At 64.1% G+C, this 22,247-nt stretch carries 24 protein-coding genes; 10 read left to right on the plus strand and 14 right to left on the minus strand.

What is annotated here, in order from left to right:
* Positions 1–54: 54 nt before the first annotated feature.
* From QZW52_RS05960 to QZW52_RS05970, 3 genes are all read right to left on the minus strand, one after another.
* Entirely contained in the window at positions 55–1,761 is a 1,707-nt protein-coding gene (locus tag QZW52_RS05960) for a GMC family oxidoreductase (protein ID WP_293996309.1), read from the minus strand.
* Positions 1,762–1,899: 138 nt separating this feature from the next.
* Positions 1,900–3,087, minus strand: a complete 1,188-nt coding sequence (locus QZW52_RS05965) for a GAF domain-containing protein (RefSeq protein ID WP_293996311.1) — start codon at positions 3,085–3,087, stop codon at positions 1,900–1,902.
* Between the two features lie 59 nt (positions 3,088–3,146).
* Positions 3,147–4,100, minus strand: coding sequence for a LysR family transcriptional regulator (locus QZW52_RS05970; protein ID WP_293996313.1), 954 nt, complete (start codon positions 4,098–4,100; stop codon positions 3,147–3,149).
* A gap of 132 nt (positions 4,101–4,232) precedes the next feature.
* Here QZW52_RS05970 and QZW52_RS05975 point away from each other — a divergent pair, with 132 nt between their 5' ends.
* The 4 genes from QZW52_RS05975 to QZW52_RS05990 are packed head-to-tail and all read left to right on the plus strand — an operon-like array spanning position 4,233 to position 7,379.
* Positions 4,233–5,219: a 2Fe-2S iron-sulfur cluster-binding protein gene (locus QZW52_RS05975; RefSeq protein ID WP_293996315.1), complete on the plus strand. Its 987-nt coding sequence runs from the start codon at positions 4,233–4,235 to the stop codon at positions 5,217–5,219.
* Positions 5,220–5,234: 15 nt separating this feature from the next.
* Positions 5,235–6,521 carry an aromatic ring-hydroxylating dioxygenase subunit alpha gene (locus QZW52_RS05980; protein ID WP_293996317.1) on the plus strand — a complete coding sequence of 429 codons (1,287 nt, stop codon included), beginning with the start codon at positions 5,235–5,237 and terminating at the stop codon, positions 6,519–6,521.
* A gap of 15 nt (positions 6,522–6,536) precedes the next feature.
* Positions 6,537–7,019, plus strand: a complete 483-nt coding sequence (locus QZW52_RS05985) for an aromatic-ring-hydroxylating dioxygenase subunit beta (RefSeq protein ID WP_434738280.1) — start codon at positions 6,537–6,539, stop codon at positions 7,017–7,019.
* Between the two features lie 42 nt (positions 7,020–7,061).
* The gene (locus tag QZW52_RS05990) at positions 7,062–7,379 is read left to right on the plus strand and encodes a non-heme iron oxygenase ferredoxin subunit (RefSeq protein ID WP_293996321.1); all 318 of its coding nucleotides are present in this window, start codon (positions 7,062–7,064) and stop codon (positions 7,377–7,379) included.
* 30 nt (positions 7,380–7,409) lie between these two features.
* Here the strand turns inward: QZW52_RS05990 and QZW52_RS05995 are convergent, their stop codons facing one another.
* Complete coding sequence (locus QZW52_RS05995) at positions 7,410–7,751, minus strand: c-type cytochrome (protein ID WP_293996323.1); 342 nt, start codon at positions 7,749–7,751, stop codon at positions 7,410–7,412.
* The gene (locus tag QZW52_RS06000) at positions 7,748–9,442 is read right to left on the minus strand and encodes a PQQ-dependent dehydrogenase, methanol/ethanol family (RefSeq protein ID WP_293996325.1); all 1,695 of its coding nucleotides are present in this window, start codon (positions 9,440–9,442) and stop codon (positions 7,748–7,750) included. Before QZW52_RS06000 ends, QZW52_RS05995 begins: the two co-directional genes overlap by 4 nt.
* A 171-nt stretch (positions 9,443–9,613) precedes the next feature.
* On the opposite strand from QZW52_RS06000, the gene QZW52_RS06005 reads away from it, so the two are divergent.
* Positions 9,614–10,798 carry a helix-turn-helix domain-containing protein gene (locus QZW52_RS06005; RefSeq protein ID WP_293996327.1) on the plus strand — a complete coding sequence of 395 codons (1,185 nt, stop codon included), beginning with the start codon at positions 9,614–9,616 and terminating at the stop codon, positions 10,796–10,798.
* Here QZW52_RS06005 and QZW52_RS06010 read toward each other — a convergent pair.
* From QZW52_RS06010 to QZW52_RS06045, 8 genes are all read right to left on the minus strand, one after another.
* Positions 10,795–11,187 carry a type II toxin-antitoxin system VapC family toxin gene (locus QZW52_RS06010; protein ID WP_293996329.1) on the minus strand — a complete coding sequence of 131 codons (393 nt, stop codon included), beginning with the start codon at positions 11,185–11,187 and terminating at the stop codon, positions 10,795–10,797. The genes QZW52_RS06005 and QZW52_RS06010 overlap by 4 nt on opposite strands.
* Positions 11,184–11,387, minus strand: a complete 204-nt coding sequence (locus tag QZW52_RS06015; RefSeq protein ID WP_293996331.1) for a type II toxin-antitoxin system VapB family antitoxin — start codon at positions 11,385–11,387, stop codon at positions 11,184–11,186. Before QZW52_RS06015 ends, QZW52_RS06010 begins: the two co-directional genes overlap by 4 nt.
* 107 nt (positions 11,388–11,494) lie before the next feature.
* Positions 11,495–11,830 (minus strand): helix-turn-helix domain-containing protein, encoded by a 336-nt coding sequence (locus QZW52_RS06020; protein ID WP_293996333.1) that lies wholly within the window; start codon positions 11,828–11,830, stop codon positions 11,495–11,497.
* A 53-nt stretch (positions 11,831–11,883) separates the two neighbouring features.
* Positions 11,884–12,285 carry a type II toxin-antitoxin system MqsA family antitoxin gene (locus QZW52_RS06025; RefSeq protein WP_293996335.1) on the minus strand — a complete coding sequence of 134 codons (402 nt, stop codon included), beginning with the start codon at positions 12,283–12,285 and terminating at the stop codon, positions 11,884–11,886.
* A 2-nt stretch (positions 12,286–12,287) separates the two neighbouring features.
* Positions 12,288–12,584 carry a type II toxin-antitoxin system MqsR family toxin gene (locus QZW52_RS06030; protein ID WP_293996337.1) on the minus strand — a complete coding sequence of 99 codons (297 nt, stop codon included), beginning with the start codon at positions 12,582–12,584 and terminating at the stop codon, positions 12,288–12,290.
* A gap of 31 nt (positions 12,585–12,615) precedes the next feature.
* Positions 12,616–12,894 (minus strand): type II toxin-antitoxin system HicB family antitoxin, encoded by a 279-nt coding sequence (locus tag QZW52_RS06035; RefSeq protein WP_293996339.1) that lies wholly within the window; start codon positions 12,892–12,894, stop codon positions 12,616–12,618.
* Positions 12,895–12,936: 42 nt separating this feature from the next.
* Positions 12,937–15,114, minus strand: coding sequence for an IPT/TIG domain-containing protein (locus tag QZW52_RS06040; RefSeq protein WP_293996341.1), 2,178 nt, complete (start codon positions 15,112–15,114; stop codon positions 12,937–12,939).
* 11 nt (positions 15,115–15,125) lie between these two features.
* Positions 15,126–16,004 (minus strand): hypothetical protein, encoded by an 879-nt coding sequence (locus QZW52_RS06045; RefSeq protein ID WP_293996343.1) that lies wholly within the window; start codon positions 16,002–16,004, stop codon positions 15,126–15,128.
* Between the two features lie 367 nt (positions 16,005–16,371).
* Here QZW52_RS06045 and QZW52_RS06050 point away from each other — a divergent pair, with 367 nt between their 5' ends.
* Positions 16,372–17,064 (plus strand): NBR1-Ig-like domain-containing protein, encoded by a 693-nt coding sequence (locus tag QZW52_RS06050; protein WP_293996345.1) that lies wholly within the window; start codon positions 16,372–16,374, stop codon positions 17,062–17,064.
* A 31-nt stretch (positions 17,065–17,095) separates the two neighbouring features.
* Here the strand turns inward: QZW52_RS06050 and QZW52_RS06055 are convergent, their stop codons facing one another.
* Entirely contained in the window at positions 17,096–18,763 is a 1,668-nt protein-coding gene (locus QZW52_RS06055; protein WP_293996347.1) for a Na/Pi cotransporter family protein, read from the minus strand.
* 104 nt (positions 18,764–18,867) lie between these two features.
* On the opposite strand from QZW52_RS06055, the gene QZW52_RS06060 reads away from it, so the two are divergent.
* The 4 genes from QZW52_RS06060 to QZW52_RS06075 form a co-directional block, all read left to right on the plus strand.
* Positions 18,868–19,584, plus strand: coding sequence for a GntR family transcriptional regulator (locus tag QZW52_RS06060; protein ID WP_293996349.1), 717 nt, complete (start codon positions 18,868–18,870; stop codon positions 19,582–19,584).
* Positions 19,585–19,703: 119 nt separating this feature from the next.
* Positions 19,704–20,750: an ABC transporter substrate-binding protein gene (locus QZW52_RS06065; RefSeq protein ID WP_293996355.1), complete on the plus strand. Its 1,047-nt coding sequence runs from the start codon at positions 19,704–19,706 to the stop codon at positions 20,748–20,750.
* Between the two features lie 27 nt (positions 20,751–20,777).
* Positions 20,778–21,614: an ABC transporter ATP-binding protein gene (locus QZW52_RS06070; RefSeq protein ID WP_293996351.1), complete on the plus strand. Its 837-nt coding sequence runs from the start codon at positions 20,778–20,780 to the stop codon at positions 21,612–21,614.
* Positions 21,611–22,247, plus strand: a 637-nt coding sequence (locus tag QZW52_RS06075) for an ABC transporter permease (RefSeq protein WP_293996353.1), incomplete at its 3' end; no start/stop codon positions are given. The genes QZW52_RS06070 and QZW52_RS06075, both read left to right, overlap by 4 nt.

The raw sequence follows: 22,247 nt of genomic DNA on the forward strand, positions 1-22,247 counted from the left end.
GGGGTGTTCCAGGTGGGGGTGGAAAGGCGGAAAGGCGGAAAGATGAACGGGGGTTCAGGCGGTGAGGATCTCGGCCATGCGCTCGCCGATCAGGGCGCAGCTCGCCATCGTGGCCACCGAGGCGATGCGCGGCATGATCGAGCTGTCGGCGATGCGCAGGTTCTGCACGCCGTTGACACGCAGCTTGGCGTCCACCACGGCCTTGCTGTCCTTGCCCATGCGGCAGGTGCCGGCCTGGTGGAAGTAGGTCGTGGCGCCGTCGCGGACGAAGTCCTCCATGTCCTTGCCGGTGAGCTTCTTGCCAGGAGCCACTTCGCGCTTGACGAAGTCGCGCATCGCCGCCGAGTTGCCGATCTCGCGGGCCACTTCGATGCCGTAGGCCAGCGCCTTCACGTCGTCCGGGTGGCTCAGGAAGCGGGCATCGACGATCGGACGGTCGGCCGGGTTGGCGGATCTGAGGCGCAGCTCGCCGCGGCTCTTCGGCGCGACCAAGCCCGAGCACAAGGCCCAGCTCGTGTTCGGCGGGGCGTAACGCTTGCCCACCACGTCGCTGGCGTAGGGGATCTCGATCTGCACCAGGTTGACATCGGGCGAGGCGAGTCCCGCCTGGCTCTTGAGGAAACCCGAGGCGTTGGCCGCGCTGTTGCGGTGCGGGATGTGCTCCTGGGGTTCCCACAGGCAGCCGCCGTGCAGCAGGTGGTCCTGGAAGTTCTGGCCGACCTCGGGTGCGTTCACCAGCGTCTTGATGCCGTGGCTGCGCAGTTGGGCGTCGTCGCCGATGCCGCTGAGCATCAGCAGCTTGGGCGTGTTGATGCCACCCGAAGACAGGATCACCTCGGTCTTGGCCTGGATGCGGCGCGGACCTGCGGCGCCGGCGAGTTCGACGCCCGTGACCTTGGTGCCGGCGAACGTCAGGCGATCGACGTGCGTGTTGACCAGCAGCGTCACGTTCTTGCGGCCCAGCACCGGGTAGAGGTAGGACCGCGCCATGCTCTGGCGGCGGCCGTCGCGGATGATCTGGTTCATCAGCGCGAAGCCGCCCGAACCTTCCTCACGCGCGCCGTTCAGGTCGTCGAGGATCGGCATGCCCAGGCTCTTGCAGGCGGCGAGCATCGCGGGCGCCAGCGGGTGCGGGTTGGCGGCGGGTTGGCACCACACCGGGCCGCCTTGGCCGCGGTAGCGTGCATCCGGCTTGCCCTGCCAGTTTTCCATGCGCCGGTAGATCGACAGCCCGTGCTCGTAGCCCCACGCCTTGTCGCCGCTCTCGGCCGCCCAGTGCTCCAGGTCGTCCTTGAACGGACGCGCCCAGATGGTGGCGTTGATGCTGCTGCCGCCACCGACGACGCGGCCCATGTGTTCGGGGATAGCGCGGTTGTTGGTGCCGCTGGACGGGATGGCCACGTCCTTCCAGTCGCGCTCGGTGCCCAGGTTCGTGAACCAGACGCTGGGGTCGTGGATCGAGGGCGCCGTGTCCCAGTCGCCAGCTTCCAGCACGAGGATGCTGGCATCGGGACGCGCCACCGCGAGGCGGCCGACCAGGGCCGAGCCGGCGCTGCCGGTGCCGACCACGATGTAGTCGTAGGCGGCTTGCAGGTTCTTGGCGCGCTCGGCCTGGTTGGCGCGAACGGCATCGAGTTCGTCGGCGAGGGCGTGCAGGCTGCTGCCCGCGAGTCCGGCGGCAGCCGCAGCACGGATGAAACCGCGGCGGTTGATGCGGCCGGCCATCAGGGCGTGTTCAAGTCGGTCCAGGTGGTCCTGCATGGGAGCGTCTCCGTTCATCTAGGTGGCGAACGGTAGGGGTGCAGGGGGTGCAGCCAGAACTTCGGGAAAACGTGGGGTGGGCGGTGTTCCGTTTGAGAACACGGACACCACCGTGCCGGGCCGCGTCGATGCGGTCGATCAACCCCGAAGGCGGCGGTAGATCAGCCCGCGTGACACGCCGAGCTGCTTGGCGGCGTCCGACACGTTGCCACCACACGCCTGGAGCGTCGTGCGGATGAGGTCGAGGTCCGATTCGCGCAGGCGCTTGGCCGCACGCGGATCGGCGACAGGTTCCTCCATGGGTTCGGCGGTCGGTTCGGGGACGACCGGCGGCTCCGGCGCTACAGCGGGCAGGCTCGCCCCGACCACCAGCCCGCGGCGGCCATCGGGTGCCCGCATCTCGGCCCGTGCCCACACCTGCAGCCCATTGGGCAAGGCCAGCGGCGCGGCCCCCGCCGCTGGCAAGGCCACCAGTTGTTCCCACGGCAAACCGAACGACGGCTCCAGCCACCGCTCTGCCTGGGCGGCGGGATGGGCACGTCCCCCGAGCAGGCTGCGGGCCACCCCGTTTTCCCACGCGATCCGCCCGCCCACGTCGATCCCGATCAGCCCCACCATCGCCGAGTCGAGCAGGTCATGCGCGACCTGGAAGCGCACCACCAGGTGCTCGGTGGACTGCGCCACGAGCAGGCGGTTCTCGATCGCGCCGGCGTACAGCCCGGCCACCGCCGCCGCATCGAAGGCAAACGGGATGCGCTCGCTGGAGAGGTCGAGCACCCCGGCCAACTGCCCCCGGATGTCGCGGATCGGCGCAGCGGCGCAGTGCATCTCCTTGACGCTGTCGAAGAAGTGCTCGCCGCCCTGGACGCACACAGGCTTGCCGGTGCGGGCGACCACGCCGGGCGCGGTGGTGCCGACAGCATCTTCGGAGAGGTTGACGCCCAGCCGCGTCGCCACCGGCATCAGCTCCTCGTGCGAGCGGCCCACGCAGGTCGAGCCGATCAGCACGCCCGTGGCGTCGGTCAGCATCGCCGTGCAGTTCGACGTGCTGAGCATCGCCTCCAGCCGCGGCACTTCGTCCAGCCAGGCCTGGCGCAAGGGGCGGTTCTTCATCAGCGCCAACTGGGTCCGGCTGGCCGTCACCGGCTGGAAGGTGGCGCGTTCGTTCGGGTTGCCATGCAGGCGCAGGCAGCGCGCCCAGGACTCGAACACCGCTTCGCTGACCACGCCGGTCGGCGCCTGTCCGCCCTCGAAGAACCGCTCGCGCGCCAGCGCGATGCGGTCGGGGCGTGAGTGCAGCAGGGACAGGTTCGACAGGTGGTGCATGGCGCCGATCGTCGTGCGTCTGCACGCGCGCGCCTATGGGCTGGGGCGAATGTGGTGCATCACCCGCCGTGATGTGGCTCCGACGGCGCCAGCTCGGTGGACTGGTCCTCGCCGAACAGCTCGAACACCAGCCCGCGCAGCCACTGGTGCAGGGGCGAGCGGTGGACCTTGGCGTGCCAGAACACGTTGATCGCCACCGCCGGCAGGTCGATCGGGTGCGGCTGGCAGGTCAACCCGAACGGCTCGACCAAGCTCTCGGCCAGCCGCTCGGTCACGGTCGCCACCATGTCCGTGCGCCGCAGGATGTGGCCCACGCTGACGAAATGCGGCACGGTCAGCCGCACGCTGCGCTCCACCCCGGCTTGCCGGATCAAGGCATCGACCTTGCCGTGGCCGGTGCCCGCCGACACGATGACCAGGTGCTCGGCCGCCTTGAACTCGGCGAGGGACAGGGGCCGACCGGGCTGGTCCAGCGGGTGCTGCTGGCGGAACAGGCAGACGTACCGCTGGCGGAACAAGCGGCGCTGGAAAAAACCGGCCTTGAGCTGCGGCAGCGGCCCGATCGCCAGGTCCACCTTGCCGGACTCCATGTCGTCGCGCAGGGTCGTGGCCGTGGTGCGGACGGTGCCGAGCGACACGCCGGGCGCCACCTCGCGCAGCCGCTCCAGCAGCCGCGGCAGGAACACGATCTCGCCGATGTCGGTCATCCCGATCGTCACCGACCGCTGCACGCTGGCCGGATCGAAGCGGCTGTGCTGGTTCAGGCCGCTGTGGATCATGCCGAGCGCGTAGCCGATGGTCTCGCCGAGCTGCTCGGCAAACGGGGTCGGCATCATGCCCGCCGGGGTGCGCACGAACAGGTCGTCGCCGAACTGCCGCCGCAGCTTGGCCAGCGTGTTGCTCACCGCCGGCTGCGTCAGGCCCAGGTTCTCCGCCACCTTGGACACGCGCCGCTCGACCATCAACTGCTGGAGCACCACCAACTGGTTGAGGTCGATGTCGGTCAGTTCCATGGGGTCTCCGTGCGGGCCGTGTGGGTCGTGCAGGTCGTGTGCATCATCGCCAGTGATGGTTCACATTCAACCGATTCTATTGGCTGATTCCGGCAAACCGGGAATGATGCGCCACGCTCCACCAAACCTGCCATGGACATCCTCGTTCAACCGCTCAACCGTGTCATCCGGGTCCAGCCCGGCGCCAACCTGCTGCAAGCCCTGCAGGAAGCCCAGGTGCCGATGTCGTATTCGTGCATGGCGGGCCGCTGCGGCACCTGCCGCTGCCGCGTGCTGGAGGGTGAAGTGCAGCACGACGGCGGCGAGCAGCAAGCCCCGCTCGCCGGTGATGCAGGCTACGTGCTCGCTTGCCAGACCTACCTCACCGAGCCTTGCACGATCGAGATTCCGGAACCCGATGAAGTCGTGGTCCATCCGGCCCGCATCGTCAAGGGCACCGTCACCGCCATTGAGGCACTGACACACGACATCCGCCGGCTGGTGATCCGCCCGGCCAAACCCATCGAGTTTTCGCCCGGCCAGTACGTGCAACTGCAGTTCACGCCTAGCCACATCCGTCCGTACTCGATGGCCGGACTGAGCGGCGACGAGGTGTTCGAGTTCCACGTCCGTCTCGTCCCCGATGGGCGCGTGACCGGCTACATCGCCAACGACCTGAAGGTCGGGGACGCCGTGCGGGTCAGCGGGCCGCTGGGATCGGCCTATCTGCGCCGCCAGCACGAAGGACCGATGCTCTGTGTCGCGGGCGGCACGGGGCTGGCGCCGATCCTGTCGATCCTGCGCGGTGCGGTCGCGCAGGGCATGGCGAACCCCGTCCACCTGTACTTCGGCGTGCGCTCGCCGCGTGACGTGTACGGCCTGGCCGAACTCGACGCCTTGCAGCGCGAACACCCGGCCCTGAACGTGCAGGTCGTCGTGGCGTCGGGCGGCGATCCGGCCCTCCACCGCTGCGGACTCGTCACCGACGCCATCGAGCAGGACCACGGCGCGCTCGACGGCTGGCGAGCCTACCTGTGCGGCTCGCCGCCGATGGTCGAAGCGGCCACGGTGGTGGCGCGCCGCAAGGGCATCGGGGCCGCGCACATTTATGCCGACGCGTTCTACAACCAAGGCACTTGATTGAGGAGATCCAGCATGAGCGATCCATCGACTACCTCGACGACCTCGACGGTCTTTCCCACCGAACTCACCTGGGAAGGCGACGGCACCCACCGCATCCCCTTCCTCGCCTACACCGACAAAGAGATCTACCAGCGCGAGCTGGAACGCTTCTTCTACAAGGCGCACTGGTGCTACGTCGGCCTGGAAGCCGAAGTGCCGAATCCGGGCGACTTCAAGCGCACGGTCGTCGGCGAACGCTCGGTGATCATGGCCCGCGACCCAGACGGCACGGTCAGCGTGATCGAGAACGTCTGCGCCCACCGCGGCATGCGCTTCTGCCGCGAGCGCCACGGCAACCGCAAGGAATTCGTCTGCCCCTACCACCAGTGGAGCTACACGCTCAAGGGTGATCTGCAGGGCGTGCCCTTCCGCCGCGGCGTCAAGCAGGACGGCAAGGTGCAGGGCGGCATGCCGGCGGACTTCAAGACCAGCGACCACAACCTGACCAAGCTGAAGGTCGCCGTGCGCGGCGGCGTGGTCTTCGCGTCCTTCGACCACGAAGTCGAGTCGCTGGAGGACTACCTCGGCCCCACCATCCTGGGCTACTTCGACCGCCTCTTCGACGGCCGGAAACTGAAGATCCTCGGCTACAACCGCCAGCGCATCCCCGGCAACTGGAAGCTGATGCAGGAGAACATCAAAGACCCCTACCACCCCGGCCTGCTGCACACCTGGTTCGTCACCTTCGGCCTCTGGCGCGCCGACAACAAGTCGCAGTTGCGCATGGACGACCAGCACCGCCACGCCGCGATGATCTCCACCCGCGGCACGGCGAGCAAATCCACCGACGCGGCGCAGGTGACCCAGGTGTCGAGCTTCAAGGAAAGCATGCAGCTCCACGACCCGAGCTTCCTCGACATCGTGCCCGAGCCGTGGTGGAACGGCCCGACGGCGGTGATGACGACCATCTTCCCGAGCGTGATCCTGCAGCAGCAGGTCAACAGCGTCTCGACCCGCCACATCCAGCCCGACGGCCACGGCAGCTTCGACTTCGTCTGGACCCACTTCGGCTTCGAGGACGACAGCGCGGAGATGACCGAGCGCCGCCTGCGGCAAGCCAACCTGTTCGGCCCGGCCGGCTTCGTTTCGGCCGACGACGGCGAGGTCATCGAGTTTTCGCAGGAAGCCTTCGAGAGCAAGCCCTTCCACCGCACGCTGGCCGAACTCGGCGGGCATGGCGTGGAAAACACCGAACACATGGTCACGGAGACGCTGATCCGGGGCATGTACCGCTACTGGCGCAACGTGATGGAGGCTTGAGCCATGACCACCCCCATGACCACCCCGATGGGCTTTGAAGACTGGCTGGCCCTGACCCAGCTCTACGCCGACTACGCCAGCGCCGTCGATTCCGGCAACTGGGATCTCTGGCCCGAGTTCTTCACCGACGACTGCGTGTACCGCCTGCAGCCCCGCGAGAACCACGAGCGTGGCTTCCCGCTGGCGACGCTGGGGTTCACGAGCAAGGGGATGCTGAAGGACCGCGTCTACGGCATCAAGGAAACGCTGTTCCACGATCCCTACTACCAGCGCCACATCGTCGGCACCCCACTGGTGCATGAAGCCGGGGACGGCCGCTGGCGCTGCGAGGCCAACTACGCGGTGTTCCGCACCAAGCTGTCCGAAGTCTCGACCGTGTTCAACGTCGGGCGCTACCTGGATGTCGTGGTGCGCACGCCAGCGGGGCTGAAGTTCGCCTCGCGCGAGTGCATCTACGACTCCGAGATGATCCCCAACTCGATCATCTATCCCATCTGAACCGATCTGAACCGATCTGAACCGAACCGAGAAGAGAACACCATGAGCACCACGAACTGGGTCGATGCACTGTCGGCCGCTGACCTGCCCACCGACGACGTGATGGGCCTCGCGGTCGCCGGGCGCGACATCGCGGTCTACACCGTCGGCGACGAGGTCTACGCCACCGACAACCTCTGCACCCACGGCCACGCCCGCCTGTGCGACGGCTTCCTCGACGGCCACGAGATCGAATGCCCGCTGCACCAGGGCAAGTTCGACGTGCGCGACGGCCGCCCGACCTGCGCGCCCGTCACCGAGGCGGTGCGCAGCTATCCGGTGAAGGTCGAGGGCGGGCGGGTGTTCCTGCAACTCGGTTGAAGAACACATGGGGCGGGGATACGCCCCCGCTCACTGCGGCGCGCTGGCCGCAGCCGCCCACCCGTTCACCGACCCCACATACCCCCACAGCAGCTCCACCTGCCCCGGCTTGAGCACAGCGCCCCAAGCCGGCATCGCCCGCAGCCCTTCGTTCACCGAGCGCACGAACCGCGCCTTGTCGTGCTGCGGAAAGGTGCGCAGGTCGAAGCCGATGCTGTTCGAGACCAGGTTGATGCCGTGGCACCGCTGGCAGGAGATGACGTAGAGGCGCCGCCCGGCCTCGACCGGGTCGGGCGCCGCCTCCTGTGCCTGCACGGCGCCAGACCCGGACAAGGCGCCCCACAGCGCCAGGGCAAGAACGCCTGTCTTCATCGTTTCGGCAGCGCGAAGGTCCACACCGAGCCACCCGCTGGCACATTGGCCGTGTCCGGGTCACCCGCCAGTGCGCCGTAGACGTGCGCCGATCCGCTGAGCACGGTGATGTACTCGCGCCCGCCCTTCTCCCACGCGATCGGCAGGCCGGAGATGCCCGAGCCGGTCTGGAACGACCACAACTGCTGGCCGGACTTGGAGTCGAACGCCAGGAACTGCCCGTTCTGCGCCCCGGTGAACACCAGACCCGACGCCGTCGAAAGCACACCCGCCCAGAACGGCGACTTGTTCAGCACCGTCCACACCGGCTTGGCCGCCACCGGATCCCAGGCCACCAGCGCACCGCGGTTGCCGTCGGCCGGACTGACGAAGCCGCCCAGCTCCAGCCCGAGGTACCAGTTCGGGCCGCCGGGGCGTTCCTGCTTGGTGTAGCGGACTTTCATGCCCACGTCGATCGTGTTCATGAACACCAGCCCGCGCCCTGGGTCGAAGCTCATCGGCATCCAGTTCTTGCCACCGAACGCGCTCGGCCAGACCTCGACGAAGTCCTTCATCTCCTCGGACTTGCGCACCGTGGTGGTCATCGGCGTGTCGATCGGGCGGCCGGTCTTCATGTCGATGCCGGTGGCCCAGTTGACGTTGCGCGCGAACTGCGTGGCCGACAGCAGCTTGCCGGACTGGCGGTCGATCACGTAGAAGAAGCCGTTGCGGTTGGCCTGCATCAGCACCTTGGTCTTCTTGCCCGCGATGGGCAGATCGGCCAGCACCAGCTCGTTCACGCCGTCGTAGTCATACGGATCGCCGGGCGAGAACTGGTAGGTCCAGACGATCTCGCCGGTCGAGGGCCGCAGCGCCAGCACCGAGTTGATGTGCAGCGAATCGCCGCCGCGGGTCGCCGCGTTCCACGGGCCGCCGTTGCCGACGCCCCAGTACACGAGGTCCAGCTCCGGGTCGTAGCTGCCGGTCAGCCAGGTCGGGCCGCCACCGGTCTTCGCGGCGTCGCCCTTCCAGGTGTCGCCGCCCGGCTCGCCGGGGAGCGCGGTGGTCCAGCGGTGCCACTTCTTCGCGCCGGTCTTCAAGTCCCAGCCGTTGATGAAGCCGCGGGTGCCGTATTCGCCGCCCGAGATGCCCGTGACCAGCACGCCGCCCGCGATCAGCGGCGCGTGGGTCATCGAATAGCCGTCCTTGTAGTCGGCGGCCTTCTGCTTCCACAGCACCTTGCCATCGGCCACCGAGATCGCCATCACATGGGCGTCGATCGTGGTCCGGTAGAGCACGCCGTCGAGCACCGCCATGCCGCGCGTGTGGATGCCGCAGCACAGGTAGCCGGCGATGTCGTTCGGCAGGTCCACGCCGACCTTCCACTTCTGGCGGCCGGTGATGGCGTCAACCGCGACCGTGCTGTTGTGGGTGGCGACGTACATCGTGCCGTCGATCAGCAGCGGCTGGTTCGAGGCGTTGGTCGAGTTGTCGAGGCTCAGGTTCCAGACCGGCGCGAGGCCCTTCACGTTCGCGGGCGTGATCTCCTGGCTGGTCGAGTGGCGCTGCAGCCCCCAGCCCATGCCGTAGGTGCTGACATCGCCCGGCGTGGCGGCGTCGTTGCGCAGGTCGGCGAGGCTCTGGGCGCCGCTGGCGGTGGCCAGGGCAGCCACCGCGCAGGCCATGAGGCTTCGGATGGGCAGGTTCAGCATGGGGGTGTCTCCTGTTGTGCAACTCGGTGCGGATCAGTTCACGGACCACGATAGACCCAGCCCGACAGCGCGGCCACTTCGGGATTTACCCGAGGCCCGGAGTGTTCCGCCACGGCACACCTTGCCCCATGGCCCGGCCCGCCCGCACACTCGCTGCACGGAGACACCGCCATGACCCACGGCCAGCACCTGCCCGCCAACCCGTTCTATGCCTCGGCCGCCCAACGCATCGCCCTGGCACGGCAACGCTATTTCGAGGAAGGCATCCGCCCGTCGGGCATGGTCAGCGAGGCGGTGATCCAGTCGTGGACCCGCTGCCTGCACGCCCGCCAGGACCCGAGCCGGTCGGTCGAGTTCGAGCCGGTCACGCCCAGCCGCGTCCACGGCGCGCTGCGGCTGAACCAGCAACTGCTCGCGGCGGCGACCGACGAGATGGCGCGCCTGCAATACACGCTGGCCGGCACCAGCGGCACCGCCATGCTCACCGACGCCCAGGGCATCATCATCGGCAGCACCTTCGTGCAGGCGCGCAGCCACGAGCGGCTGATGCCGGTGACGACGCGCATCGGCGTGAACCTGTCGGAAGAGGCGGTCGGCACCACCGCGCCGGGCGTGACGGCGCGCACCGCCCGGCCCTGCGTGGTCTCGGGCGCGGAGCACTACTTCGGCAATGTCCAGGCGATGCACTGCGCCGCCGCGCCGATCCACGACATCCGCGGCCAACTCGCCGGGGTGCTGGACCTGTCGAGCGAGGGGCGGCCGTTCGGGTTCGATGCCGGGTCGGTGGTCGGCCACTACGCGGCGGAGATCGAGAACCGGCTGCTGTGTGCGCAGTCCACCGAGCACCTGGTCGTGCGGATGCAGATCGCGCCGAACCTGCTCGACACGCCGATGGCCGGGCTGGCGGGGATCACGGGCGACGGACGGCTCGACTGGTTCAATGGTGCGGCGGCGCGGCTGCTGGGGCTGCGGGATGGCATGGCGACGGCGCAGGCGCGGGGCGGGGTCGAGGCGCATTTCGGCGTCCCGCTGTCCACGCTCATCGGCTGGAGCACGCCGGCCCAGCCCCAGCCGCTGCACCTGCCCAACGGCCTGATGCTGTGGGTGCGCTGCGACTGGCGCAGCCGCGACGGGCACCGGCCGGTGCATGCGGTCGCGCCCAAGCCGGTGGCCGCGTCCGTCCCGCCAGTCGAGCGGCCGGACAGCACGGCGTCACTGCGCGAGACCGAGCACCAGGCGATCGTGCAGGCGCTGGCCGAGCATGGCGGGAACGTGTCGAAGACGGCGCGGGCGCTGGGGGTGTCGCGGGGGCGGGTGTACCGGCATCTCCGGGCCGAGGCGGCGGCGGCGACCTAATGCGACACGGGTTGGTGCAACACCCCCAACCGCGCAGCCAACCCGGCCAACCGCTTGTCCAGCGTCCACAGCACGGCCCCAGGCGTGATGCGCGTCGAGGCGAGCAACACCAAGTCCACCAGCCCGCACCCCAGCCCGTGCAGCTTCTCGCGCTCGATCAGCACCATCACCTCTGGCAGCGTGGCCTGCTGGACCTGTTGAAGCTGTTCCATGTCGCCCAGCGTCCGTCGGCGTGGCGCCGGAGGTGTCCCGCAGGCCAATTCGGCCACCACCATCGGGTGCGTCCAGGCCATGTCCAGGCCCAGCAGGGCCACCAGTGCGCCGTTGTGGTGGCGAAAGTGGTCCACCCAGACGGAGGTGTCGATGAGCACCCCGGCCACGGCCGTCATGCCGCGGGCACTTCGTGGCGGCGTGGCACGTCCTGCATGTCGGGCACGACCCCACCCAGCGCCGCCAGCCGCTTGGCCGCCTGTACCCGCACGAAGGTCTTGACGGCTTCCCGGAACAGATCGGCCTTGTCCATCGCGGGATCGGCCATGGCCAGGGCTTGTTCGTACAGCTCGTCGTCGAGGGTGACGGTGGTTCTCATGGCGGGCGCCTGCATCTTTATTGATGATGATGGGCATCATATTCGATGCAACACACCACACGGGGCTGGCGCAGCGGTTCCGGGTGCGGGCGGATGTGTTTCTCTGATCAACCGACGGCGAGCATCAAATGCCCGACCGGCTGGGCCGCTGGCCGGACCTTGATCTCGATGTCGTAGCCCAGCCGGTTCAGGCAGTCCATCAGCTTGCACTCGGACAGGTTCGAGAAATCGCCGCGCATCATGTCCGACACCTTGGGCTGGGTGATGCCCATGCGCTTGGCCGCCACCTGCTGGGTCAGCCCCTGCAGCCGCATCGCCTTGCGGATCTCGATCACGAGGCCCGCCTTGATCTTGAGCTTTTCAGCGTCGTGCAAGCCCAGGTCGGCGAACACGTTGCCGGAACTGCGCATGACCTCGACACCATCAATGGTTTGATTTTGCATTTTTCAGCTCGTTGGCACGGCTTCGGCGACATGGAAACGGAGGCATGCCGTCTCTACACCGCCCGCACCTCGTCCAGCAACTCCGGGTGGCGGTCCAGCACTTTCAGCAGCTTCACCAGGGCCAGCGGCGGCCGGGTCTTGCCGGTTTCGTAGCGCGAGAAGGCGTTGACGCCGCCGCCGAAGATCTGCGCGGCTTCGCGCTGGCCGAGGGCGAGCTTCTTGCGCACGTTGGCGATGAAGCCGGGATCGACGATGGTGGCGTTCACCTGCTTGATGAACTCGGCCACCTGATCGCCAAAGCGGCGGGCCTGTGCCATGTCCAGTACGGACTCGGTGCAGGCGGGGCAGAAATCACCGGTCACAGCCGGGATGATCGTCGTTTCACCCTTGTAGGTGAACGGCACGTCGCGGGTGTCATGCACCAGTTCGGCGGCGCCGCAGGCGGGGCATTTCATGGTCACAACTCCTTGAACGACACGATCAGCACATCGTCGATGACCGTCAGCTTGAGGTAGACATCGCCAACCGCCGTGCGGGGACGGTACACGTCTTGCCAGAGGCGGTGATCGGCGTGGGTGGTCATCGACTTGTAGAAATCCTGCGGGGTGAGGGCCAGAACCGTGGACACGATGCCGTCTTCATCCACACCCAGCAGTCTTCCTCCGATGACCGCACTCTGGGTCATGCGCACCTTGCCCGCATCGACCAGGGTCTTGACGATCGACAGCTTGCAGTGAGGGGTGCGCTTTTCCATGCGTGATGGGATGAAATTAACCAACTAGGTTTTAGTTGTCAAGTGGGTTCATGGGCGAGTCGGTCATCGCCCGGTACACACCCAGCCTGGTGCACTCCCGCGCCGAGGGGCGCGCGGTGCACAGGCCCGGTTGCGGCGCACTGGCGACGGGCAATGGTCGGCACGCCTCGATGTAGAACGACAGACCCGTCTCCAGCGCATCGACCGCCTGCAACAGCGCCTCGTCTTCATCGGCGCCGAATGTGATGACTTCGGGTTCTATCGACGCGGCAACTATTCTGACGTGGGGGGCGGCCAGCCAGCAACGCATCGGCCAACGCTGGCTGTTTTTGTTTCATCGCAGTGCTGCAACTTATTTTATTATGCCATAGGATATTTTTCTAATTTTCCCCCAATACCAACCACCGTCCTTTCGCCATGCGTCAGTGACATATATATTGTCATCTTTATCTACAGTCATTCCGAACAAGGCCAAGAATGATGCCGAGCCACCAACCCCATCAACCGTCTCGTTGTTTACGATGGCGCCACCGCCTGCAATTGTTGAAACAATACCATTTGCAGAAATCATTCTAACTTTAAGATTCCCTGAATCAGCAACGTACATGTTTCCTTTGCTGTCAATAGCAACAGCAGTAGGATTCTTGAAAGATGCGATCGATGCTGGGCCATCCAAGAATCCAGCAACACCGGACCCTGCCACTGTCGCCACATAACCATCTGGAGAAATTTTTCTAACTACATGATTACCATTATCAGCCACATAAATGTTTCCATTTTGATCAACCGTCATACCAGATAAAGACTCGAAATTAAACGAAGCAGCTACACCTTGGCCATTGGCAAATCCAGTCGAATTTGATCCAGCCAAAATTAAGGTTGAGCCATCTGGCTTAATTTTTGCAATGTAATTTCTTTCAATCAGGTCACCATTACCAGCATTGGCCGTGTATACCGATCCATCAGGGCCAACAGCAATCCCAACTGGACCATTAAACTTGACGCCGTTATAGCTGATCACACCATATGGATATTTACAATATCCAAAAGTCTGCGCCTTTGAATTGACACCCGTTAGCTTGTCTATAATATTATAACCAGTATCAGCGACGTAAACCTCACCGTCACGACCCACAGCGACAGAGTACGGATTCAACATGTATGCACAATCAACGTATCCACTATTTATATTAAAAAATGCAGAAACGATCCCATTTTTTGCAACTTTATGCACTGAATGTTGATGGATGTCTGCGCCATAAATACTCCCGTCCGAACCCATCGATATTCCAAATAATTGCATATATTGATACTGGGCATGCGTGGAAACATTCCAGCCGTAACTAGAGGGACTGTTTTGAACAGTCACCACCCTGCTCGCATCAATCACCACTCCACCATTCGCCTCCGTATCCGTCTTGACCGTCACCACCTTGCTCTCAGCCGCCCCACCCGGCGTACAGACCACGGTGAAGCCCGTGGCCGTCCGGTTGGTGGGGGTCTGGCAGGTGGCGTCGGCGATGGAGAGGACGGAGGTTAGGGGGAGGTTTTGGCCGGTGATGGTGAATGTTGTCGCTTGACTCAGATTTGCAACCGCAGGCGAGACCCCGGAGACACTAGCGATTACCGGCGGTGAACACACCCCGACCAGATCTAGTTCAGTTCCGTTTGTGCAAGCACTGGCGTCAGCAACCCGGAAATAATAATCATCATATATTTCCAAAAAAGAAATAAAATAACTGCGCCATATTTTACTGGCTCGCTCATTATACAGCTTAAATGCAGCATCGTATTTCTCATCCCTCTTCTCGTTTGCGGCTTTTTCAAGCTCCATTGAAGCGACCATCGCCTTCAATCCCTGAACACCAATATCAATTCCAGCATTAACCTTTTTTGTAACGGGATCAGGTACACCATCAAGCGCTGTATGCAACAAGCCAAAAATTGTTATGTAATATCTGTACACAATCAATAACTTATCTTTCTCCGTCAAAGTTAGATATACATTCCCGGAAGCATCAAGAACTTTGGCCGCCACATCAAATGCATCACTAATTTTACCATTTTTCTGTATTTTTGAAATTTCTTTTATATTATCAAAAAAGAATGCACCACAATCAAAAACAAAACCAGATATTGCATCCGAATAATCGACTTCTCCCGTTATAGCCAGAACATCATCAAGAACATATATAGCTTTCACGCACTTTGCATATGAAGTAGCAATCTGCGTTCCACTTTTGAATAAACTACCCCGCCCACTATCGGAAACAAACGCCTTAAGCTCTTTTGTCAAATTGGATGGTCTCCCCACCTTAGGAAGCGGTATAGCAAGAGTAGAAAAATCAACAGCCAATTCACCTGAAATTGAAATTGACTCCAACAACCAATCGAAAGTAGCACCTGGATCATTCGTGAAAAAAGTACTTAAATCATTTTCATTTTTAATTGTTAAATTTAACGCAGCACTCGCAGAAGAAAACAAAAAATTTCTCTTTCTTTGAATTTCTTGCAAATCAACACTGCGCAATGAAATTGGCTTTACTGAATTATCTTGATTAATACTAAGGAATATTTTTTGATTTCATCATCACTAAATTTATTCCAATCTGCGCTTCCAAACAAAGCACCGCCTCGCGAGTTAACTTGACCAGCAATTCGATCCAAGTCCGCATTGATCTGAGAATCGGAAAAAACAACCCGTCGAACCAATTTATTACCGGGATTTCCATTGTAAAATTTACTTACTCGATCGATTGTGGAGGTAAATGAGTAGTCAAAAACCTCGATGCCACGCGCAACAGATGCCATGAATGCCGAATCAGCGTAGCGTAGCTTTACTGCCTCAAAAATACTACTTCCTGCCGGTATTTTATTTAGCGCAGCCATTTCAAGCACCCGCCGCACATCAACAGCAAAAGCACTTAGCTCGGGATCTTTATTGCCAATAAAATCAACTAGCAAGTTCTTATTCACCACTAGAACACCTGCCAGCGCACTATTCGCCTGATCAACAGAAATACCATCAGAAGCCATCTTCCCCGAAATAATCGTTGTAAAAGGCGTGATCAAATCATAAATACCAGGAACAGCCCGCATAGTATAAGCAGATCGGCCCACATCAAAAGGACGATCTTTATCAACTGCACTAGATGGAACATAAGCTAACAGTTGACAACCATCTCCGCTTTTATTTTTTATCTTATAAACCCCATCATCACCAGTTACAGTTGATTCTTCGCTAGAATCAAAAACCCCATTTTTATTACAATCCCAGAATACTGTGGCGCCTTTGATGTATCCATCAATAACCCTTCCAGAAATATCAGTCAACCCGTTGCCATCACTTCCTCCACCACCGCAGCCAGCAATTAAGGTTGCAACAGCAATAGACACAGCCCGAATACCAAATTTTTTCATAGAAACTCTCCACAGCAAAAGTCAGACATTTATTGGACAACAACGACAGCCACGAAAATTCCACCGCATCAGCATCCGAAGCGGTGATCATCAGAAAACCAAGGGATTAATTGCGCAGCCACACGCCGCATCGGCGCTGACCGCAAGAACCCTCCCCCTGATGCGACCGCCTAGCCCGAGAACCGCAGGGTTCCGCGTACCGGCATGTACTTGTTATGAGAAATTTGCACGAATCCTACCGACGCACTTGTCCACTTCAGTGGACAGATCCACAAAAAATTCACACTCTCTTTACAAATGTGCAAAATTGCACACTTGGCAGGGTCACGCATGCCACGGCACAAAACATCACGGGGAGAGGCCCTCAATGAACCTGCACACACCGAGCAGAGGCTCGCCGATCCAGGCACTGGTCCAGCGCACGCGGCATGAACTGGCGCTGTCGATGTCCGACCTCGCCGACAAGGCTGGCATCACGCGCTCGCACCTGTATTCGCTGCTGAACGGCACCACCCGCGACCCGTCCGTTCACACGCTGACGCGGCTGTCGGGGGCGCTGCATGTCTCGCCGATCGTGCTGCTGCGCCACTACCTCCACGGCCACCGCCACGCCACGGACCCTCGGGAAGCGCCCGCCTGCGTCGTCCGCAGCCAGACCACCCCAGGCGACTCGGTGGCCTTCATCCCCCACGCACCCACGCCCGATCCATCGCTGATCGCACCGGGAGAGACGTTCACCCAGACCTGGACGCTGCAGAACGTCGGCAACGTCGCGTGGCGGGCGCGAAGCCTGGTTCGGCTGGATGAAGAACTGGTCATCGCCCGGCGCGTCGGCACGCAGCTCGAAGCGGTGGCCGACGCCCACCTGCGCTGCCACACCGCGAGCACACCCCTGCCCGACACGCCGCCCGGTCAGCCGGTGACGCTCAGCCTCGACTTCACCGCACCCTGCCGCAGCGGCACCTTCACGACGGTCTGGCACATGCGCGATGAACGCGGGCAGGCGTCGTTTCCTAGGGATTTTTTCTTGCAAACGGTCGTCACGGTGATCGGGTTCTGAGCCGCTCCGGGCGGTGATCTCCGTGCCCGCCTCACCCCCGCACGTCGTCCAGCCCCCCCACCCGCGACGGCCGCAACCGCGTCTTCGCCAGCGCCCCCGCCGGCTCCAGGATCGGGTACGCGATCGAGCAGATGTGCGAGTTGATGCGCTTCAGGTCGCTGATCAGGTCGAGGTGCAGCGAACTCGTCTCGATGCTGTCGGCGGTGTTGTCCTTGAGCCGCCCGAGGTGGTTGGCCGCATAACTGTGCTCCAGCTCCCGGAAGCGCGCCTTCTCCTCCAGCAGCTTCTGGGCGTCCCGCGGATGGCCGTCCAGGAACACGCTCATGCCCAGCCGCAGGTTCGCCATCAGCCGCTCGTGCAGGTGGATGATCTCGGCCATGCCGGCGTCCGAGAAGCGGCGCTGCTTGAGGATCTTCTTGTCCTCGATGTCCTGCAGCACGCGCTCGATGATGTCGCCGATCTGCTCCATGTTGATGGTGAACGAGACGATTTCGGTCCACCGCTGGCTCTCGCGCTCGGACAGCGGCTGGCGGGAAATGCGCGTGAGGTAGAGCTTGATCGCGGTGTAGAGCGCGTCCACCACGTCGTCCATCTGGCGCAGCCGCTCGGCCTGGTCGAGGTCGTTGTCGCGCAGCACGGGCTGGATGCCGCTGAGCATGGTCTCGACCGCATCGGCTTGCCGCAACGCCTCGCGGGCGGCGCAGCTCAACGCCAGCGACGGCGAGGTCAGCACCAGCGGGTCGAGGTGGCGCGGGGTGCGGCCGTCGGTGAGCGGGGGCGTGACCATCCAGCGTTCCAGCAGGCGGGCGAGCGGTCCCGTCAGCGGCACGAACAGCAGCGCCTGCACCGCGTTGAAGGCCAGGTTGAACAGCACCACCTGCAGCAGCACCTCGTGAACACCACGCTGCAACCAGACATGGAACACCCCCATGCACGGCGCCGCCACCGCGCACGCCAGACCGCGCAGCACCAGCGACCCCATCGGCAGCCGCCGCGTCGCCACGTCCGAGCGTGACACCGACAGCACCGCCACCAGCGCCCGCCCCAGGTTCGCCCCCAGCACCAGCCCGAGTGCGGTCGCCACCGGCACCATGCCCTCCTGCGCCAGCGTGCCCACCAGCAGCACCACCGCCAGACTCGAATACGACACGATCGCGAGCACTGCGCCGACCATCAGCTCCAGCGTCAGGTCGTTCGGCAGCGTCACCAGCAATGCGCGCACCAGCGGCGCCTCGACCAGCGGGCGCGTGCTCTCGACGATGAGCTGCAGCGCCAGCGTGATCAGGCCGAGTCCGATGGCGATCTGGCCGACCCGCCCGGTGCTGGTCTTTTCGCGGGACAGGTGCAGCACCACGCCGCAGAAGATCAGCGCCGGCGACAACCACGACAGGTCGAAGGAGTACACCAGCGCCATCACGCTCGTGCCCACGTCCGCGCCCAGCATCACGACCAGCGCGGGCGCCGTCGCCACCAGCCCCTGCCCGACGAAGGACGACACGATCAGCGCGGTGGCCGTGCTCGACTGCACCACGCACGTCACCGCCGCCCCGGCCAGCATCGCCCCCGGCCAGGTCGCCATGCTCAGCGCCAGCAGCCGGCGCAGGCTTTCGCCAAACAGCCGCAGCACGCCGGTGCGGACGATCTGCGTCGCCCAGATCAGCAGGGCAATCGCGGCGAACAGGTTGAGCAGGTGGAGCATGGCGGACCCGATTGCACACGGTTGCGGCCGGTGTATACACTGGAATGAACACCCCGGAATGCAACGTACACCCGCGATCGCCCATGCGCCATAGCCCGCCCCTGATGCCGAACCCCCTGGACGCGCCGGCGGCCACGGCGGAGGATCACCCCACCAGCGCCACGCAGCGCATCGTCGATGCCATCACCACCGCCATCGTCGAGCGCCGCCTCATGCCCGGCACCAAGCTGGCCGAGCAGCCGATCGCCGACATCTTCAAGGTCTCGCGCACCCTGGTCCGCCAGGCGCTGATGCAGCTCAGCCGCGACCGCCTCATCACGCTGGAGCCAGCGCGCGGTGCGTTCGTGGCGCAACCGAGCGTCGGGGAGGCGCGGCAGGTGTTCGCCGTGCGGCAGATGCTGGAAACCGCGCTCATCCGCCAGCTCGCCGCCCAGATCACGCCCGCGCAAGTCGAGGAGCTGCGCGCCCACCTCGTTGCTGAACGCGAGGCCGTGTTGCGCACCGACGTGCCGGGGCGCACGCGGCTGCTGGCGGATTTCCATGTGGTGCTGGCCCGTCAACTGGGCAATGAGGTGCTGGCGCAACTGCTCACCGACCTGCTCTCGCGCTCGTCGCTGATCTCGCTGATGTACCAGTCCTCGCACTCGGCCGAGCACTCGCAGGCAGAGCATGTGGCGATCGTCGAGGCGCTGGCCCGCCACGACGCCGACGCCGCCGTCGCCCTGATGGCGGACCACATCGGCAGCGTGGAGCGCAATCTCAGCCTGAACCCGCGCATCCACGATCTGGCCAGCGCGTTGGTCCCGTCGCCGTCGGGGTGATCCGCGCCGGAGGGACGGCGCGGGGCAAGGGTTCGACCCGATCGCAGAAGGGTTTTCTGGCACGCAAACTGCTTTCCCGAATTGTCCACCAAACTGTATACGATCCGGAACACACCATGATGAAGCCTTCCCCGATCCGTCGCACCCTGTTGGTGCTCGCCAGCGCCTCCCTGCTGGGCACGCTGCCGCTGGCCGCCCAGGCCGAGGACACCCCGATCAAGTTCCAGCTCGACTGGCGCTTCGAAGGCCCGGCCGCGCTGTTCCAGGTGCCCGCCAGCAAGGGTTTCTTCAAGGACGAGAAGCTCAACGTCACGGTGGACGCGGGCAATGGCTCGGGCGGCGCTGTCACCCGCGTGGCCTCGGGCACCTACGACATGGGCTTCGCCGACCTGGCCGCGCTGATGGAGTTCCACGCCAACAACCCGACGGCGCCGAACAAGCCGGTCGCGGTGATGATGGTCTACAACAACACGCCGGCTGCGGTGCTCGCGCTGAAGAAGAGCGGCATCAAGACCCCCGCCGACCTGAACGGCAAGAAGCTCGGCGCCCCGGTGTTCGACGCCGGCCGCAAGGCGTGGCCGATCTTTGCCAAGGCCAACGGCATCTCCAACGTGGCGTGGACCGCGATGGACCCGCCGCTGCGCGAGACCATGCTGGTGCGCGGGGACATCGACGCGATCACCGGGTTCTCGTTCACCTCGCTGCTGAACCTCGAAGCGCGCGGCGTGAAGGCTGAGGACGTGGTGGTGCTGCCGTATCCGCAGTTCGGCGTGAAGCTCTACGGCAACGCGATCATCGCCAGCGAGGAGTTCGTCAAGAAGAACCCCGAGGCGATCAAGGCGTTCCTGCGCGCCTTCACGAAGGGCGTGAAAGCGGTCATCGCCGACCCGGCCGGTGCGGTCGAGACGGTCAAGGCACGCGACGGCATCATCAACAGCGAACTGGAACTGCGCCGCCTGAAGCTGGCGCTCGACGCCTCGGTGCTGACCGCGGACGCCAGGGCCGAAACCTTCGGTGACGTGAAAGGCCCGCGCCTGTCGCTGATGGCCAGCCAGGTGTCGGACGCGTTCGGCACCAAGGAGCGCGTCAAGTCCGAGGCGATCTGGAACGGCAGCTTCCTGCCCTCTGCGGCCGACCGCAACATCTTCGCCCCCGCGAAGAAGTAAGCCGGATTCGACCAGGAGCACGCCACGATGACGACCGCCTTCGTCGATTTCCAGGATGTCTGGCTCGCCTACAACGAGGAACTGCTCGCCAGCGGGCAGTTCGCGGTGGAGAACATCAGCCTGCAGGTCGGCGAGGGGGAGTTCATCGCCATCGTCGGGCCATCCGGCTGCGGCAAGTCCACCTTCATGAAGCTGGCCACCGGCCTGAAGCGCCCGAGCAAGGGCCGCGTGGTGATCGACGGCCAGGAAGTGACCGGCCCGCTGAAGATCACCGGCATGGCCTTCCAGGCGCCGAGCCTGCTGCCTTGGCGCACGACGGTGGAGAACGTGCTGCTGCCGCTGGAGATCGTCGAGCCGTATCGCTCGTCGTTCAAGCAGAAGAAGGCCGAGTACCAGGACAAGGCGCGCAAGCTGCTGCAGAGCGTCGGCCTGGGCGGCTACGAGGACAAGTTCCCGTGGCAGCTCTCGGGCGGCATGCAGCAGCGGGCGTCGATCTGCCGGGCGCTGATCCACGAGCCGAAGCTGCTGTTGCTGGACGAGCCGTTCGGTGCGCTGGATGCGTTCACGCGCGAAGAGCTGTGGTGCGCGCTGCGCGACCTGCAGGCCGTGCAGAAATTCAACGTCATCCTCGTCACGCACGACCTGCGCGAGAGTGTCTTTCTGGCCGACACGGTGTATGTCATGAGCAAGAGTCCGGGGCGCTTCGTCGTCAAGCGCGAGATCGACCTGCCGCGTCCGCGCGACCTGGAGATCACCTACACGCCCGAGTTCACCGCCATCGTGCAGGAACTGCGGGGCTACATCGGCGCCATGCGCAAGCCGGCCACGCCCACCAACAGCAGCAGCGTGGAGGTCACGCAATGAACGCCAAGACCGTGGAACGCTGGTCGCCGTGGCTTCTGCTGGTGGCGGTGCTGGTGCTGTGGCAGGTGGTGTGCTCGGTGTTCAAGGTGTCCGAGTTCATCTTTCCGAGTCCGGCCGCGATCGGCTCGGCCCTGGTGCAGCACAGCGCCACCATCGCCGGCCACGCCTGGCGCACCTACTGGGTGACGATGGCCGGCTTCGGGCTGTCGATCGTGGTGGGCGTGCTGCTGGGCTTCCTGATCGGCAGCTCGCGCATGGCCTACACCGCCGTCTACCCGCTGATGACCGCGTTCAATGCCCTGCCCAAGGCGGCCTTCGTGCCGATCCTGGTGGTGTGGTTCGGCATCGGCGTCGGCCCGGCCATCCTGACGGCGTTCCTGATCAGCTTCTTCCCGATCATGGTGAACATCGCCACGGGACTCGCCACGCTGGAGCCGGAGCTGGAGGATGTGCTGCGCGTGCTGGGCGCGAAACGCTGGGACGTGCTGACCAAGGTGGGGCTGCCGCGCTCGCTGCCTTACTTCTACGGCTCGCTGAAGGTGGCGATCACGCTGGCCTTCGTCGGCACCACCGTGTCGGAGATGACCGCGGCCAACGAGGGCATCGGCTACCTGCTGATCTCGGCGGGCAGCT

The organism is Sphaerotilus sp. (genome assembly GCF_013299175.1).
In the GTDB taxonomy this organism is placed as follows: domain Bacteria; phylum Pseudomonadota; class Gammaproteobacteria; order Burkholderiales; family Burkholderiaceae_C; genus Sphaerotilus.